At 72.3% G+C, this 15,704-nt stretch carries 16 protein-coding genes and 1 pseudogene; 7 read left to right on the forward strand and 10 right to left on the reverse strand.

Annotated elements, in window-relative coordinates; all coding sequences use genetic code 11:
* Position 1: 1 nt before the first annotated feature.
* Positions 2–754, reverse strand: coding sequence for a response regulator transcription factor (locus ACIRD7_RS01380; protein ID WP_403448138.1), 753 nt, complete (start codon positions 752–754; stop codon positions 2–4).
* A 103-nt stretch (positions 755–857) separates the two neighbouring features.
* Between ACIRD7_RS01380 and ACIRD7_RS01385 the strand changes: the two genes are divergently transcribed.
* From ACIRD7_RS01385 to ACIRD7_RS01410, 6 genes are all read left to right on the forward strand, one after another.
* Positions 858–1,625: a glycosyltransferase family 2 protein gene (locus ACIRD7_RS01385; protein ID WP_403448140.1), complete on the forward strand. Its 768-nt coding sequence runs from the start codon at positions 858–860 to the stop codon at positions 1,623–1,625.
* The gene (locus ACIRD7_RS01390) at positions 1,622–2,233 is read left to right on the forward strand and encodes a DUF2064 domain-containing protein (RefSeq protein WP_403448143.1); all 612 of its coding nucleotides are present in this window, start codon (positions 1,622–1,624) and stop codon (positions 2,231–2,233) included. Before ACIRD7_RS01385 ends, ACIRD7_RS01390 begins: the two co-directional genes overlap by 4 nt.
* A gap of 301 nt (positions 2,234–2,534) precedes the next feature.
* Positions 2,535–3,401 carry a methyltransferase domain-containing protein gene (locus tag ACIRD7_RS01395; RefSeq protein WP_403451600.1) on the forward strand — a complete coding sequence of 289 codons (867 nt, stop codon included), beginning with the start codon at positions 2,535–2,537 and terminating at the stop codon, positions 3,399–3,401.
* 75 nt (positions 3,402–3,476) lie between these two features.
* A complete protein-coding gene (locus ACIRD7_RS01400; RefSeq protein WP_403448145.1) occupies positions 3,477–4,628 on the forward strand; it encodes an ABC transporter ATP-binding protein in 1,152 nt (383 codons plus the stop codon).
* Entirely contained in the window at positions 4,625–5,338 is a 714-nt protein-coding gene (locus ACIRD7_RS01405) for an ABC transporter permease (RefSeq protein WP_403448147.1), read from the forward strand. Before ACIRD7_RS01400 ends, ACIRD7_RS01405 begins: the two co-directional genes overlap by 4 nt.
* The gene (locus ACIRD7_RS01410; RefSeq protein WP_403448150.1) at positions 5,335–6,003 is read left to right on the forward strand and encodes an ABC transporter permease; all 669 of its coding nucleotides are present in this window, start codon (positions 5,335–5,337) and stop codon (positions 6,001–6,003) included. Before ACIRD7_RS01405 ends, ACIRD7_RS01410 begins: the two co-directional genes overlap by 4 nt.
* Before the next feature lie 166 nt (positions 6,004–6,169).
* Here the strand turns inward: ACIRD7_RS01410 and ACIRD7_RS01415 are convergent, their stop codons facing one another.
* From ACIRD7_RS01415 to ACIRD7_RS01430, 4 genes are read right to left on the reverse strand one after another with little or no spacing between them, the layout of a single operon-like run.
* Positions 6,170–6,697 carry a GTP-binding protein gene (locus ACIRD7_RS01415; protein WP_403451601.1) on the reverse strand — a complete coding sequence of 176 codons (528 nt, stop codon included), beginning with the start codon at positions 6,695–6,697 and terminating at the stop codon, positions 6,170–6,172.
* A 34-nt stretch (positions 6,698–6,731) separates the two neighbouring features.
* Positions 6,732–7,157, reverse strand: a complete 426-nt coding sequence (locus ACIRD7_RS01420; RefSeq protein ID WP_403448152.1) for a DUF742 domain-containing protein — start codon at positions 7,155–7,157, stop codon at positions 6,732–6,734.
* A 19-nt stretch (positions 7,158–7,176) separates the two neighbouring features.
* Positions 7,177–7,653 (reverse strand): roadblock/LC7 domain-containing protein, encoded by a 477-nt coding sequence (locus ACIRD7_RS01425; protein ID WP_403448154.1) that lies wholly within the window; start codon positions 7,651–7,653, stop codon positions 7,177–7,179.
* A complete protein-coding gene (locus ACIRD7_RS01430) occupies positions 7,650–10,130 on the reverse strand; it encodes an ATP-binding protein (protein ID WP_403448157.1) in 2,481 nt (826 codons plus the stop codon). Before ACIRD7_RS01430 ends, ACIRD7_RS01425 begins: the two co-directional genes overlap by 4 nt.
* Before the next feature lie 316 nt (positions 10,131–10,446).
* Here ACIRD7_RS01430 and ACIRD7_RS01435 point away from each other — a divergent pair, with 316 nt between their 5' ends.
* Entirely contained in the window at positions 10,447–11,403 is a 957-nt protein-coding gene (locus ACIRD7_RS01435; RefSeq protein ID WP_403448158.1) for an ABC transporter substrate-binding protein, read from the forward strand.
* A 66-nt stretch (positions 11,404–11,469) separates the two neighbouring features.
* Here the strand turns inward: ACIRD7_RS01435 and ACIRD7_RS01440 are convergent.
* From ACIRD7_RS01440 to ACIRD7_RS01460, 5 genes and pseudogenes are all read right to left on the reverse strand, one after another.
* Positions 11,470–11,745: pseudogene (locus tag ACIRD7_RS01440) on the reverse strand (AbfB domain-containing protein); the annotation flags it as partial.
* Between the two features lie 62 nt (positions 11,746–11,807).
* Positions 11,808–12,395 carry a GTP-binding protein gene (locus ACIRD7_RS01445; RefSeq protein WP_403448161.1) on the reverse strand — a complete coding sequence of 196 codons (588 nt, stop codon included), beginning with the start codon at positions 12,393–12,395 and terminating at the stop codon, positions 11,808–11,810.
* Entirely contained in the window at positions 12,382–12,741 is a 360-nt protein-coding gene (locus ACIRD7_RS01450) for a DUF742 domain-containing protein (RefSeq protein ID WP_403448164.1), read from the reverse strand. The genes ACIRD7_RS01445 and ACIRD7_RS01450 overlap by 14 nt, the downstream gene beginning before the upstream one ends.
* 1 nt (position 12,742) lies before the next feature.
* Entirely contained in the window at positions 12,743–13,162 is a 420-nt protein-coding gene (locus ACIRD7_RS01455) for a roadblock/LC7 domain-containing protein (protein WP_403448167.1), read from the reverse strand.
* A gap of 14 nt (positions 13,163–13,176) precedes the next feature.
* On the reverse strand, positions 13,177–15,579 hold the full coding sequence (locus tag ACIRD7_RS01460; protein WP_403448170.1) for a nitrate- and nitrite sensing domain-containing protein: 2,403 nt from the start codon (positions 15,577–15,579) through the stop codon (positions 13,177–13,179).
* Positions 15,580–15,704 lie beyond the last annotated feature (125 nt).

The following is a 15,704-nucleotide window of genomic DNA, read 5'->3' on the forward strand; positions in this document are numbered from 1 at the left end:
ATCAGACCTCCGGCTCGGCGGCGGGGCCGGGGGCGTCGAAGCGATACCCGACCCCCCACACGGTCTGGATGAGCCGGGGCCGGCCCGGGTCGTCCTCGACCTTGCCGCGCAACCGCCGGACATGGACGGTGACGGTCGACAGGTCGCCGAAGTCCCAGCCCCACACCTCGCGCATCAGGTCCTCGCGGCCGAAGGCCCGGCCGGGGTGGCGCAGGAAGAAGGCGAGCAGGTCGAACTCCCGGATGGTCAGGGCGAGTTCGACGCCGTTCTTGGTGGCGCGGCGGGCCGCGGGGTCGACCCGCAGCCCGGCCGCGTGGAGCGTGTCCGGCGGCGGGTCGGCGGGGGCGTCGTCCGCCCGGGCGGGGCGGGCGCGGCGCAGCACCGACTGGACGCGCAGGACGAGTTCGCGGGGGCTGAAGGGCTTGGTGACGTAGTCGTCGGCGCCGACCTCCAGGCCGAGGATGCGGTCGTCCTCGTCGCCGCGCGCGGTGAGCATGATGACCGGCACCGGGGCCTCGCCCCGGATCCGGCGGCACACCTCCAGGCCGTCCATGCCGGGCAGCATCAGGTCGAGCACCACGAGGTCGGGCCGGTGCGCGGCGGCCCGGGCGAGGGCGTCGGGGCCGTCGCCGGCCCGGTCCACGACGTAGCCGGCGCGGTCGAGGTACCCCGAGACGATCTCGGCGACGGTGGGGTCGTCGTCGACGACCAGGACCCGGGCTGCGGCCTGCGGGTTCCGCTGTTGCTGCTCCATGCCGCAAGCCTCGCACCCCGCGCGCACGGGCGTCGCCGCAGGCGCCCGACGTCCTCGTTTCGTAAGAAGGCGATGCCCGATATGTCTATTTCGCGCTCGTAGGGTGAGAGCCGTGACCACCCCATCCACAGCACCGAACGCGCCCCGCGCGGCGTCCGTCGACGTCGTGCTCCCCTGTCTCGACGAGGCCGGGGCACTGCCCTGGGTGCTGGAGCGCATCCCGCCCGGCTGGCGGGCGATCGTGGTGGACAACGGCTCCACGGACGGCTCGGCCGACATCGCGCGGGCGCTCGGGGCGACCGTCGTCCACGAGGAGCGGCGCGGGTTCGGCGCCGCCTGCCACGCGGGCCTGAGCGCCGCCACGGCCGACGTCGTCTGCTTCTGCGACTGCGACGCCACCCTCGATCCGGGGGACCTGGTGCCCTTCGTACGACGGATCGCGGCGGACGAGGCCGACCTGGTGCTCGGCCGGCGCCGCCCCCGCACCCCCGGTGCCTGGCCGCTGCGGGCGCGGGCCGGCAACCTCGCCGTCACCCGCCTCCTCCGCCGCCGCACCGGCCTGCGCCTGCACGACCTGGGCCCCCTGCGCGCGGCCCGCCGAGCGCCCCTCCTCGGCCTCGATCTGACGGACCGCCGCAGCGGCTACCCCCTCCAGATGGTCGTGCGCGCCGCCGACGCCGGGTGGCGCATCGCCGAGTACGAGGTGCCGTACCTGCCGCGGACGGGGGCGTCGAAGGTGACCGGGACCTGGCGGGGGACGTGGCAGGCGGTGCGGGACATGAGCCGGGTGCTGCGGGAGGACGGCGGCCGGGCCGAGGATCGCCGCGCCGCTCGCGTGGCCGCCCCCGGCGCGAAGGGAGCCCGCCGGTGACCACGCTCCTCGTCATCGCCAAGGAGCCCCGGCCGGGCCGGGTGAAGACCAGGCTGACGCCGCCCTTCACGCCCGAGGAGGGCGCCGTGCTCGCGGAGGCGGCCCTCGCGGACACGTTGGACGCCGTGGCGCGCACGCCCGCGCGGCGCCGGGTGCTCGTGCTGGACGGGCGGCCGGGCCCCTGGCTGCCGCCAGGCTTCGACGTCGTACCGCAGTGCGCGGGCGGCCTGGACGAACGACTGGCCGACGCCTTCGCCGGCTGCGACGGCCCGGCCCTGCTCATCGGCATGGACACCCCGCAGGTGACGCCGGAGCTGCTGACGGTGGACTGGGCGGAGTGCGACGCGTACTTCGGGCCCGCCGAGGACGGCGGCTTCTGGGCGCTGGGCCTGGCCGAACCCGACCCGGCACTGCTGCGGGGCGTCCCGATGTCGGTGCCGCACACGGGCGCCGTACAGCGTGCCCGGCTCGCCGGCCTGCGAGTGCGCGAACTGCCGCGCCTGCGGGACGTGGACACGGCGTACGACGCCGAGCTGGTCGCCGAGGCGGCACCAGGTGGCCGTTTCGCGAGCGCGCTGACGCGACTGGCCCCGGCGGCGGACCGATGAGCGGCCTGCGGCAGCTGACGGCGGCGTGGATCGCCCGTCAGGCGGGGCCGGACGGGGCCGGCCGTAGCCGGGGCGCGACGTCCGGCGACGGATCGCCGGCGGACCGATGAGCGGCCTGCGGCAGCTGACGGCGGCGTGGATCGCCCGCCAGGCGGGGCCGGACAGGGCCGGCCGCCGCCGGGACGCGACGCCCGGCGGCGGAACGCGGCGACCCTCGAACGAAGCCGGCGCGAGCGCCGACGCCGACAGCCGCCCGCCGCGAGACCCGGGCGATCCCGGCATCGACGGACAGCTGCCACCGCTGTCGTTCCCGTCCCCGGTCGCCGGCCGCCGACCGGATCCCCCGGCCGACTCCGGCACGGACGCGCGCAGGCCGGAGCTTTCGGCTGGTCCCGCCCGCTCCGGCGCACCGCAACTCCCGCCCGGTCCCGTCGCCCACGTCCACCCGCCGCACGACCCACCCACGGCAATCGCCCGCCGTCCCTGGTCCGTTGACCCCTACGCGCACGCCCTCCGCACCGGCCAAGGACCCCTCTACCTGCGCCGCACCGACGGCTGGCTGCTGCCGTTGGACGTGGAGCGCTGGTGTGCGGACGCCGACGCCGCGGATCTGGAGGTGCTGCGGCGGTGCGAGGGAGCGGTGCTCGATGTCGGGTGCGGTCCGGGGAGGCTGGTCGTGGCGCTGGGGCGGCAGGGCCGGCAGGTGCTCGGCATCGACGTCAGTGAGGCCGCCGTCGCCCGCACTGCACGGCTCGGCGGCACGGCGTTGCACCGGTCCGTCTTCGATCCGCTCCCCGGCGAGGGCCGTTGGGGCACCGCCCTCCTCATCGACGGCAACATCGGCATCGGCGGCGACCCGGCGGCCCTGCTCGAGCGGGCCGGCCGACTCCTCGCCCCCGGCGGCCTGTTGATCGCCGAGGCCGCTCCCCACCCGGACCTCGACGAACGGGTCGAGGTCGATGTCACGGACGCACGGGGCACCCCCGGCACCGCCTTCCCCTGGGCACGGCTCGGCACCGCCGCCCTGCTGCGGTACGCGGAGCGCGGCGGCTGGCGTGCCGTCGAGTCGTGGACGGCGGGCGGCCGTTCCTTCGCCGCCCTGCGGCCGGGCCCGTTCACCGTGAAGCCGCCACGCACCGGCGGAACTGCCGAAACACAAGACGTCTAGACTCGGGCGTCAACGGCCCGAAGCCCGTGGTCAAAAGCGGGCAATCTCTGCCAGACCCGAAGGGTATTCGGCGTTTTGATACGGATAGATTCAGTCACCAAGCGGTACCCGGACGGCACGGTGGCGGTCGACCGGCTCTCGTTGGAGATACCCGACCGCTCGATCACCGTACTCGTGGGGCCGTCGGGCTGCGGGAAGACGACCACGCTGCGGATGATCAACCGGATGGTCGAGCCCAGCGAGGGCACCATCCTCCTCGACGGCGTGGACATCCAGCAGCAGCCCGTCAACACCCTGCGCCGGTCCATGGGATACGTCATCCAGAACGCCGGCCTCTTCCAGCACCGCACCATCCTCGACAACATCGCGACCGTGCCCCGCCTGCTCGGCTGGAGCAAGGAGAAGTCCCGGACGCGCGCCCGGGAGCTGATGGAGCGGGTGGGGCTCGACGGGGCGCTCGCCAAGCGCTACCCGTACCAGCTCTCCGGCGGCCAGCAGCAGCGCGTCGGCGTGGCGCGGGCGCTCGCGGCGGATCCGCCGGTGCTGCTCATGGACGAGCCCTTCTCGGCCGTCGACCCCGTGGTCCGCAAGGGACTCCAGGACGAACTCCTGCGCATCCAGGAGGAGCTGGGCAAGACCATCGTCTTCGTCACCCACGACATCGACGAGGCCGTCAAGCTCGGCACGATGGTCGCCGTGATGCGCACCGGCGGCCACCTCGCCCAGTTCGCCCCGCCCGCCGAGCTGCTCTCCCACCCCGCCGACGCGTTCGTGGAGGACTTCCTCGGCGCCGACCGCGGCATCCGCCGGCTGTCCTTCTTCCCGGCGGCGGGCCTGGAGCTGCTGACCGAGCCGATCGTCACGGTGGACGCCGACGCGGAGCGGATCGCCGCCGCGGGCGACGCCCCCTACCTCCTCGTCACCGACGCGGACGGCAGGCCGCTCGGCTGGAGCGAGCCGGGGGACCTCACCGCCGGGCGGATCGGCACCGGACGACTGCTGCCGCACGGACGGCCGTTCGTGGCCGCCACGGACTCGCTGCGCGCCGCGCTCGACTGCGCCGTGCTCTCGCCCACCGGCTGGGCCGTTGCCGTGGACGCCGACGGCCGGGCCACCGGGGTCGTCTCGCAGCAGACCATCGGCGAGGCGATCCGCGGCGCCCACGCCGAGGACGGCCAGGACGACGGCCGGCCCGAGGGCCTCACGGACGCGAAGGTCGCCGGATGAACTGGGACCGTTTCTTCGACATCCCCAGCGACCTCCAGCACAGCTGGCTGGGGCTGATCGGGCTGCACCTGCGCGAGGCCCTGCTCCCGGTGCTGGCCGGACTGCTGGTCTCGCTGCCGCTGGCCCAGTTGTGCGTGCGCTTCCGCTGGCTGTACCCGCCGGTGCTGTGGGTGACGACCGTGCTGTACGCCATCCCCTCGCTGGCCTTCTTCGTCCTCCTCATCGACTACACCGGCCAGACCGAGCTCACGGTGATGATCCCGCTCACCGTCTACAGCCTCGTCGTGCTGGTCCCGGCGATCGTCGACGGCGTCCGCTCGGTCCCGCAGGAGACGCTCGCCGCCGCGACGGCCATGGGCTTCGGTCCCGTACGCCGTTACGTCCAGGTCCAGTTGCCGATCGCCGTGCCCGCGATCATCGCCGGGCTGCGGGTGGCGACGGTGTCGAGCATCAGCCTCGTCAGCGTCGGCGCCCTGATCGGCAACCAGGGCGCGCTCGGCAACATGATCAACGACGCGAACATCTACAACCGGCCCGAACTCGCGCTGAACGCCGTGCTCAGCATGGCCGTCCTGGCGATCCTCGCCGACGCCCTGCTGGTGCTCGTACGCCTGCTGCTCACGCCGTGGATGCCGCGCCGCTCGCGCCCGACTCAGAAGGCCGACCGGCCCGAACCGGCCGCCGCAGCCCTGGAGGACGCAGCCCGGTGAACCTGTTCCACTTCATCAGTGACTTCTTCGGCAACGGGGCCCACTGGGAGGGCTACGACGGCATCCCCACCCGCGTGGGCGAGCACATCCAGTACACCCTCCAGGCGCTCGGCATCGCCGCCCTGATCGCGCTGCCGGTCGGCCTGGTCACCGGCCACTACGGACGCGGCGGCAACGCCCTCGCCTTCATCGCGGTCGCCGGGCGGGCCCTGCCCACCTTCGGCCTGCTGGTGCTGATGACCCTGCTGGTCGGCTTCGGCATGGTCAACGTGATGACCCCGCTGGTCATCCTCGCCGTCCCGCCGATCCTCGTCACCACCTACGAGGCGATGCGCTCCGTCGACCCGTCGCCGGTGGACGCCGCGCGGGGGATGGGGATGAGCGAGTTCGGGGTCCTCTTCCAGGTCGAGGTCCCGGCGGCGCTCCCGCTGATCCTCAGCGGCCTGCGCTCCGCGGCCATCCAGATCGTCTCGACGGCCACCATCGCCGCGTACGTCGCCCTGGGCGGGCTCGGCAGGTACATCGTCGACGGGCTCTACCAGCGCGACTACGAGAAGGTGGTGGGCGGCGCGACGTTGGTCGCCGGCCTGGCGCTGGTGACGCTCGCGGTGTTCTGGGCGGCGGGACGCTTCGCGGTGTCACCGGGGGTGCGCAAGCACAACTAGTGCCCCGGCGGTTCGCGGACCGTTCCTGGTCGTGAGGGGAGGGGCGTACGGCGACCGCGTCGACCTCGAACAGCATTCCCGGCAGCGCCGGCGAGGCGACTCCACTGACGAGGCTCATGACGGAAGCCAACTCCCTTGCGGGCGCGAGCATTCCGTGACGTCGCCGTCAGGCCTCCGTGCGGGCCAGCGCCAACTCCAGGACGACCAGCAGAGCGTCGCGCACCGAGCCGCGCTCCCGGGCGTCGAAGACGACGACCGGGACGCCCTCGGTGACGTCCAGGGCCCAGCGGATCTCCTCCAGGGTGTGTTCCACCTGCCCGTCGAAGGCGTTGGCGGCCACCGCGAAGGGGATGCCCTTGTGCTCGAAGTAGTCGACGGCGGCGTAGCAGTCGTCCAGGCGCCGGGTGTCGACGATGACCAGCCCGCCGACCGCGCCCTCGACGATGTCGTCCCACATGAACCCGAACCGCTCCTGGCCGGGCGTGCCGAACAGGTACAGCTTCAGGGTGGAGTCGATGGTGAGGCAGCCGAAGTCCATGGCCACGGTGGTGGTGGTCTTGCGCGGGGTGTGCGTGAGGTCGTCCACGCCGGCCGCGACCTCCGTGATGGCGGCCTCGGTGGTCAGCGGCTCGATCTCGGATATCGAGCCCACGGCGGTGGTCTTGCCCACGCCGAAGCCGCCCGAGATCACCATCTTGACCGGCAACGGCGGTCGTACGGTCGCCGGTTCAGTCGCTGTCACTCAGTGCCCCTCGTGCGTCGGGGATGGCGCGCAGGCCGTCGATGACCCTGCGCAGGACGGATGCGTCTTGGACGACGCCGGAGTCGGGCACGTGCACCGTCAGCTGTCCCGCCGCGCGCAGGTCCTCGGCGAGGACCCGCACCACGTTCAGGTGCAGCCGCAGCCGGGCCGCGACCTCCGCGAGGGACTGCGGCAGCCGGCACGCGGCGACGATGTCGTGCTGTTCGAAGGAGAGCCGGCCGAGCGCGTCGATCCCCTCGGCGGTGGCCACCACCTGGGTCTCCACGGGCAGCGACGGTCCGTCGTCGCCGTCCGCCACCCGCCCGGCGGTGAGCAGGAACGGCCGCACGGCGGAGGCATAGCCGACCGGGTCGGGGCCGCTCGGTTCCGCTGGTGGAGTGCCGTCCGCCATGGCGTTGTCCGTTCCCGGGTCAGCGACCCGACGCGGCGCCGACGCTGTTCTTCAGCTCCAGCACCAGCTGCGGGCTGAGCGCGCTGCCGGCGCGGTTGGCGAACACGGTCATCTCGTAGGCGATGTTGCCCAGCTTGGCCTCCTTGTCGGTGACGACGCCGAGCACGGCGCCGCTGCCGATCGCGGAGACCAGGACGTGGCCGCCCTCCAGGTCGATGATGACCTTGTTCAGGCCGCCGAGGCCGTAGTTGCCGGAGGCCCCGGCGGCCAGGCTCGTGATGCCGGAGACGATCGCGGCGAGCCGCTCGGAGTGGGCCTGCTCGCGCAGCTCGGACACGGCGATGAGCAGCCCGTCGGACGAGACGGCGATGGCGTCCACGACGCCGGCCGTCTCGGTCGCGAAGCGGTTGAGCAGCCAGGTGAAGTCGGCTGCGGCTGCCTTCAGTTCGGCCGTCGTGGCGCCTTCGGCCGGGGTGCCACCTGTCGACGTGCTCACTGCTGCGCTCCTTCCGGGAGGTCGTTCTGGTCGTGCGAGTGGGGGGTCGCGGGGGCGGCGGACGCTTCCGCGTCGCCGCGTGGACTGTCGCGGTGCGCGCGTTCCACGGCCGCCTCGAACTCGTCGAGCGCGGTCCGCACCGCCTCGGCGTCCATGGTCCGTGCGCTCCGCGGCAGCGTCGCCTGCCGTGCGCCGGCCTCGCCGTTCGTCCGCAGGGTCGCGCCACGTACGCGGCGGCGCAGGGGGCGGGCGGCGGGGGAGTCGGGGTCGGCCTTGTCGGCTCGCGCGTGGTCGGCGGAGGAGGAGTCAGGGGTGGGCTCGGGGACGGACGCCCGCGGGGAGACCCGCCGGGGCAGCGGCCGCGGCGCGTCGGATTCCGCGTCGTCGTCCGGCCGTACGGCGTCCTCCCGCGCGGCGGGCGAGGGCACGGGCCCGGTCACCGCGGCGCCGGGGGCCTGGTCGTCGGCCCCGGTCGTCAGCGCGCCGCCCACGACGGCCGCCAGCGCCGCCGTGGTCGTGGATCCCGTCGTGCTCCCCGTCACCAGCAGCGACGACGGCACCGTCACCTCGGCCGTCACACCGCCGCCCGGCGTGCGCGACAGCGTGACCGTGATCTCCCAGCGGCGGGCCAGGGTGCCGACCACGAAAAGGCCCAGCACCTTCGTCGGTACGACGTCCAGCCGCTCACGGCGGATCAGGCGGGCGTTCTCCTCGTCGAGGCGCTCCGGGCTCATGCCCAGGCCGTGGTCGGAGACGACGATGACGGCGTCGTCGCCGGCGGTCGCCACCGCCACCTCGACCGGGCTGCCCTTCGGCGAGAACGACACCGCGTTCTCCAGGAGTTCGGCCATCATCAGCGTGAGGTCGCCGATGACCTCGGGCTCCACCCGTGTCTCGGTCCGCGCGCGCAGCTCCACGCGCTGGTAGCCCTCGATCTGGCCGAGCGCGGCGCGTACGACGTTGGTGAGCGAGGTGGGGCCCGCGTCCAGGTCCGCCTCGTGGATGCCGGCCAGCAGCATCAGGCTGTCGGCGTTGCGGCGCAGGCGCACCGCGATGTGGTCGATGGAGTACAGGCGCTCCAGGAGCGCGGGGTCCGTCTCGCCACGCTCCACCGCGTCGATCAACGCGAGCTGACGTGTCGTCAGGTTGCTGACCCGGCGGCCCACGTTGCCGAACATCTCGGCGACGTTGCGCCGGCTGAGCACCTGCCGCTCCAGCAGCGCGGCCGCCGTCGTCTGCACCTGGTTGAACGCCTCGGCGAGTTCGCCGATCTCGTCGCGGGCCGTCACCGGCATCTCGCGCAGCCGCGGCGGACCGTCGTCCTCGGCGTCGTCGTCGGCCACCCGGGCCAGCTCCCGCTCGGCGACGTCCGCGACCTGCCGCGCGGCACCCGTCAGGGCCGTCACCGGGCGGACCACCGAGCGGCGCACCAGCATCACGAGCACCAGCCAGAGGGCGAAGCCGAGCGCGGCGGAGCCCAGCAGGAGCACCGCCCGCCACGCCGCCGTGTCCGAGGCGCTGTCGGCCTGGTCGGCGATCTGGTGGATGAGCGAGTTGGTGATCGCCAGCCGTGTCCTGGCCTGGTCGCGGTAGGCGCCGTAGGAGTCGAGCGCCGTCGCGAGCGAGGCGCGGATCTCGGCGGGTGAACCGGCCTCCACGGCCGCCGGGTCGATCTGCAGATCGGCGAACTGCCGGCTGATGACGCTCTGTGCCGCGGTGTACTTGAGCCCGTCGAGCTGCGCGGACTGCGCCTCGGTCGCGAACCGGGAGAAACGTTCGGTCTGGTGCGTGTACTCGTCGTAGGAGCCGATCGCGTCGATGAACTCGATCAGCGCGTTGGAGTCACCGGTCGACGCCGAGAAGACGCTGGTCTCGAAGGCGCCGTGGGCGGCGCCCGCGCGCAGCAGCGAGTCCAGCAGGTTGCCCGTGAAGGTGGTCGCGAGATCGGGGTTGCGGTCCAGGCCCAGGCCGTCGATCAGCAACTGGGCGGCGTGGGTGTAGGCCGGGTCGATGTTGCTGGCGGGCAGATAGCCCTGCTCGACGGTGTCCCGCAGACTGCTCAGGCCCTCGACGCCCCGGAGCGCCTGCGCCTCGGTGTCCGGCAGCCGGTCGCCGAAGGCGTCGCGCACCCGGTCCACCTGGGAGTCCACCATGGTCTGGGCGGTGCGGTAGGCGGCGGACGAGGGCTCGCCGCCCTGGGCGGCCTCGTGCCGCACGGAGAGCAGTACGGCCTGCTGGTGCTCGGCGGCCAGCCGGTCCACGAGTGTGGCGACCTCGGCGCTCTCGCGCACCAGCCGGGCGGCGTCCGCGGCGTTCCGCGACTGTGAGTACTGGTCGGCGGTGAGGTAGGCGAGCAGGACCGCGACCACGGCGAGCGGGACGCCCACGAGGAGATTGAGCTTGCGCCGGAAGGGCCAGCGATCGGCGAAGCCGCGTATGCGACGCGGGCGGGGCGCGCCCTCCTCGTTCGTGGACACCGAGTTGCCTCCTTCATGGGCGTCGCACGGCGCGCGAGGTCTCACGTGACCGCAGTTGTCCGGGTGTGACACGGCCTGGAACGGCTTCGTCCGGGGGACAGTACCGCCCTTTCAGCGCCGTGACCGGAACTGTACGTCAAGAATCCGTTACAGCCCCCTGCACCCCAAGCGTCCCTCCTTCACACCCGGCGCAACTGCCCGTTACCTTCCGATTTTTGAGGCCAATCGGTGACCTGACCGCTCTTGACTGACTGAGAACCGGCTGGATTGGATCAGTGGAAGAGTTCTCCCAACCCCTGAATCCGGAACGGGAACCGTGACTTTCACCGCTATACGCAGCAGGTCCTTCAGGAACCATCCCGGCGCGGCCGCTGTCGCGCTCGCCGCCACGGCGGCGCTGCTGGCGGGATGTTCCTCCTCCGACGACAAGTCCGACCCGCTCGCCGGGGACGGGGCGAGCGGCGACACCGTGGTCGTCGGCTCCAACAACTTCGCTGAGAGCATCCTGCTCGCCGACATCTACGGCGAGGCGCTCAAGGCCAAGGGCATCAAGGTCACCTACAAGCCCAACATCGGCAGCCGCGAGACCACGTACGGCCTGCTCAAGAACGGCTCCATCACCGTTCTGCCGGAGTACAACGGCTCGCTGCTCGCCTACCTCGACTCCAAGGCGCAGCAGACGTCGGCCGACGCCGTGAACAGCGCGGTCAAGAGCAAGCTGGACGCCAAGCTGACGCTGCTGGAGTCCTCGCCGGCCGAGGACAAGGACTCCGTGAGCATCAACGCGGAGACGGCGAAGAAGTACAAGCTGACGGCCGAGTCCACGCTCGCGGACCTCAAGGACGCCGCCCCCGACCTGGTGATCGGTGGCTCGCCGGAGTTCCAGACCCGGCACCAGGGCCTGAAGGGCCTGGAGTCCGAGTACGGCCTGAACTTCAAGTCGTTCAAGGCGCTGGACGCGGGCGGTCCGCTGACCCAGGCGGCGCTGACGAAGAACACCGTGCAGGCCGCGGACATCTTCACCACCGACCCGACCATCACCAAGGAGGGCTTCGTCGTCCTGAAGGACCCGAAGAACCTCTTCGGCTTCGCCAACGTGACCCCGCTCGTCTACAAGAGCGGCCTCAGCGCGGAGGGCGTGAAGGCGCTCAACGCGGTCTCGGCCAAGCTCGACACCAAGACGCTCCTCGACCTGGACTCCCAGGTCCAGCTGGAGAACAAGGACCCGCTCGACGTGGCCAAGGCCTGGCTGAAGTCGGCCGGCCTGGGCTGACGCCACACAGACCGCGCGGGGTTGTGTCGAGCGCTCGTCACAACCCCGCCGTGCTGCTCAGTAGCCGAACGGGTCGAAGGGGTACGCGTCGATCCGCCCGGCGAAGCCGCTGTGCCGGACGTATCGCTCCGGGTAGTTGTACGACTTGAGCCGGTTCCAGGCCGGGGTACCCCGCTTGGCCGTCAGGTTGCCGTACTCGGCCGCGGTGATCGGGTGGATGCCGCAGTGCTTGGAGTTGAGGGGCTGGGTGTACAGCTTCTGGTGCAGGGCCGTCCATGTCCCGGAGGACAGGTCGCTCGTCTGCCGGACGTAGAAGACGCCGTTCGGCGTGTACGTGTCTCCCCGACGAGGTCAGGCTTGGCGCATTCCCGCCCCTCGGCGCGGTCACGTGGACCGGCCACGGCTCAACTCGCCTTACGGGCATCCGCGATCAGCTGGTCGATCAGGGCGATCAGCACATCCCGGCAGGACTCGCGCTCGCGCGCGTCGCACAGCAGCACCCGCACGTGCTCCGGCAGCGCGAGGGACTCCCGGATCTCCTCGGCCGGGTAGGGGTGTTGGCCGTGGAAGCCGTTGACGCCGACGACGAAGGGGATCTCCCGGCGCTCGAAGAAGTCGATCGCCGCGAAGCTGGACTCCGGCCGGCGGACGTCGACCAGGACGACCGCACCCAGCGCGCCGATCGCCAGGTCGTTCCACATGAACCAGAACCGCTGCTGTCCGGGCGTACCGAACAGGTAGAGCACCAGCTCTCGGCTGATGGTGATCCGGCCGAAGTCCAGGGCCACCGTGGTGGCCCGCTTCTGCTCGATGCCGTCGAGGTCGTCGATGCCCAGGCCCGCGATGGTCAGCGGCTCCTCGGTGCGCAGCGGGGCGATCTCGCTGACCGACCCGACCATGGTGGTCTTGCCGACGCCGAAACCGCCGGCGATGAGGATCTTGACCGTGTCGGGCGGTACGACCGCTTCCACGGTGGTGTCAGAGCCGGCCAAGACCGTCCCTCACTTTCTCCAGCAGGTCCAGGTCCGGGGTGCGGGGGGTGACGGGGTGCGGCGGGTGCACCGTGATCAGACCGCCCTCCAGCAGATCGCAGAGCATGATGGCGACCACGCTCACCGGCAGATCGAGATGGGCCGCGAGCTCCGCGACGGTGATCGGCCGGGCACAGCGCCGCAGGATCCGCAGCTGCTCGGGCTGTGGACGGGGGGCCCGCTCCGGCGGTGGGTCCACCGCCGTCACCGTCGTGATCAGCGTGAAGTCGGTGCGGCTGGGCCGGGTCCGGCCGCCGGTCAGGGTGAAGGGACGGACCAGCCGACCCGCCGTATCGTCTCCGCCCACCTCACGCACCCGGGCCGACGTGGGCCCGCGGTGCCGCCGAGAGGTGCTCGCCGATCTTCTTCACCAGCATGTTCATCTGGTACGCCACCACACCGACGTCCGCGCCCTGGTTGGTGAGGACGACCAGGTGGGCGCCGGGCCCGGCGGAGGTGAGGATCAGAAAGCTGTTGGCCATCTCGATGAGCGCCTGGCGCACCGGCCCGCCCCGGAAGTCCATGCTGACGCCCTTGCTGAGGCTCATCAGACCGGACGCGGTCGCCGCGAGCCGCTCGGCGTCGTCGCGCAGGAACCCGGTGGACTTGCTCACCACCAGCCCGTCCTCGGAGAGCACCACGGCGTGGTTGACGTCGGCGACCCGCTCCACGAGTCCGGTGAGCAACTGGTCGAGCTGGGTGTCCGTGGCGGGGGTGGGGCGTGTCATGGCGATGTCCTTCATCAGCGGTCGGCGGGCGGAGTGGGGGACGTGGGAGCGGCGGCCCGGGAGGAGGAGGGGGCGTCGGCCGCGGACGGTTCGTCGGAGACCACGACGTCGGCCGCCCGACGCGCGGCCGGAACTCGCCGGTCCGTGGACTCGGGAGCGTCGGAATGGTCATCGCTGTCGTCGTCGCGGGCCCGGAGGGTGCCCCGTTGGAAGCCGGCGAGGGAGGACGCGGCTCGTTCCGCGGTGAAGTCGTCGGCGCTGTCGTCGTCCTCGGCGGGTGCCGCCTCCTCGCGCAGCTCGGCCGCCAGGCTGGTCTGCGGCACGCGACGCGGCAGCGGGGTGAGACCGGCACCGGGTCCGGGACCGGCGGGCTCGGGGGCCGCGGTGGTCGCGGTGCGGGCCGGGACCACGGGGCGGGAATCCCGTACGGGCTCCTCCGGTTCGGCCGCCCCGGTGTGCTCCACCTCCTCGCGGTCCGGCGCCGGCAGGTCCCGTACCACCACGTCGTGCGGGATCAGCACGATCGCCGTCGTGCCGCCGTACGGCGAGGAGCGCAGCGTGACCGTAATGCCGTGCCGCCGCGCGAGCTGGGCGATCACGAACATGCCGAGCCGCAGGTCGTCCGCGAGCGCGACCACGTCGAACTGCGGCGGCTCGGCCAACTGGGCGTTGAACGAGGCGTAGTCCTCCTCGGACATGCCGAGCCCGCGGTCCTCGACCTCCACGGCCAGCCCCTTGGCCACCATCGCCGCCCGCACCCCGACCGGCGCCGGAGCGGGGGAGTACAGCGTGGCGTTCTCGATCAGCTCGGCCAGCAGATGGATGACGTCGGCCACCGCGGGCGGCGCGAGGTGCACCTCCTCGTCGGTGTGCACCTCCACCCGCCGGTACTCGGCGACCTCGCCGACGGCACTGCGCAGGATGTCGATCAGCGCGACCGGCTCGCTCCAGCTGCGGCCCGGACGCTCACCGCTGATGATGACGAGGTTCTCCTCGTAGCGGCGCAACTGGCTGGCGGTGGAGTCCAGTTCGTACAGGCCCTTGAGGACCTCGGGGTCCTGGTGCGCGCGCTCCAGCGCGTCCAGCTTGGTGAGCTGGAGGTTGACCAGGTTCTGGCTCTGCCGGGCGATGCCCAGGATGACCTTCTGGAAGCCGCGCCGGGTGTCGGCGAGTTCGACGGCGGTGTACACGGCGGTGCGCTGCGCGGTGTTGAACGCCTCGGCCACCTGGCCGAGTTCGTCGTGCCCGTAGTCCAGCGGCGGCGTCGCCAGCTCCACGTCGACCTTCTCGCCCCGCTCCAGCCGGGCCACCACATCGGGCAGCCGCTCCTGGGCGAGTCCGAGGGTGGCCTCCCGCAGGCCGTGCAGCCGCCGGGACAGCGAGCGGGTGATCCGCCACGACATCCAGACGCACAGCAGCAGGGCGATCAGCCCGCCCGCGCTCAGGGAAGCGGCCTTGATCAGCAGATTGCGCGCGTTGTCGGCGCTGCGCTGCAACAGCGCGGTCGTCTGCTGCCGGATCAGCACCTCGTACTCGTCGGAGACCGTGACCAGCGCGCTGCGCCACTCCTTCTGCGCGTCCGGAACGGCGACGGCCCCGTCGCCCTCCGCCGACGCGCGGGCCGCGAGCACCTGGTCCTCGGCCTTCTCCAGGGTGCGCCACTGCGGGCTGGTCAGGATCCGCTCGGTCTCCGCCTTGGCGGTCCCCGCGAGCGCCGGGAGGATCTGGTCCTCGACCAGCCAGCGACGGGTGTTCACCAGCTCCGCGAACTCGGTCCAGGCATTCTCGTCCATCTTCCGCGACGGCGAGGCCAGCGTCAGCAGCGCGTCCTCGCGCGACACCAGCTCCGCCGCGTGTTCCAGCGAGACGAGCGGACCGGCCTGCGAGGTGAGGTCGCCGTCGTCGACCTGGGAGAGCTCCTGGAAGGCGTGGATCTGGTCGTCGATGATCGACGTGTACTGCCCGAGCGCCTGCACGGCGGAGATGTCGGTGGGGTTGTCCACCTGGCCCCGGTAGTACTCCAGACTGCTCGCCGACGCGACGACCGAGTACAGCCGGTCCTTGATCCGGGACGGCGCCTGCTGGATCGCGTCCGACTGGGCGAGCAGCTTGGCGACCGCCTTGTCGGTCTTGCCGCGCTGCGCGTCGAGCGCGGTGCGGGCGGCCTCCTGACGCGTGGCGAGCCATACGGCGGAGTAGCTGCGCTCCCGCTGGAGCGCGAGCGTGGCCTCGGTGCCCATGGCCCCGGTCGACCGGCTCAGCCCGGTCTGTGACCGCAGCCCCAGGCCCTCCGAGAACATCTGGATCGTCGTCACGCTCCACACGGCGGCGAGCGTCACGCTGGGCACCAGCGCCAGCAGGATCAGGGAGAGACGGATGGAGCCGAGGCGGCGCCGGGGACCTGTCCGTGGAGACATTGTCGTCCTTGGGCGATCAGCGGAGGGCGGGCGGGGACAGCGCGAAGGCGGAAGGGAACGGGAGGACGAGCGCCGGGGGTGACTGCGTGTCCAGTACGTCACAGGGGGTGCGCAGGATGCTATCC

Source organism: Streptomyces sp. NPDC093568 (assembly GCF_044764945.1).
GTDB lineage: Bacteria > Actinomycetota > Actinomycetes > Streptomycetales > Streptomycetaceae > Streptomyces.

Coding starts and splice junctions, on each gene's coding strand:
- ACIRD7_RS01380 (WP_403448138.1), bottom strand. CDS start 754: ATGGAGCAGCAACAGCGGAACCCGCAGGCCGCAGCCCGGGTCCTGGTC.
- ACIRD7_RS01405 (WP_403448147.1), top strand. CDS start 4,625: ATGAACTGGGACCGTTTCTTCGACATCCCCAGCGACCTCCAGCACAGC.
- ACIRD7_RS01415 (WP_403451601.1), bottom strand. CDS start 6,697: ATGGTGATCTCGGGCGGCTTCGGCGTGGGCAAGACCACCGCCGTGGGC.
- ACIRD7_RS01420 (WP_403448152.1), bottom strand. CDS start 7,157: ATGGCGGACGGCACTCCACCAGCGGAACCGAGCGGCCCCGACCCGGTC.
- ACIRD7_RS01455 (WP_403448167.1), bottom strand. CDS start 13,162: ATGACACGCCCCACCCCCGCCACGGACACCCAGCTCGACCAGTTGCTC.
- ACIRD7_RS01460 (WP_403448170.1), bottom strand. CDS start 15,579: ATGTCTCCACGGACAGGTCCCCGGCGCCGCCTCGGCTCCATCCGTCTC.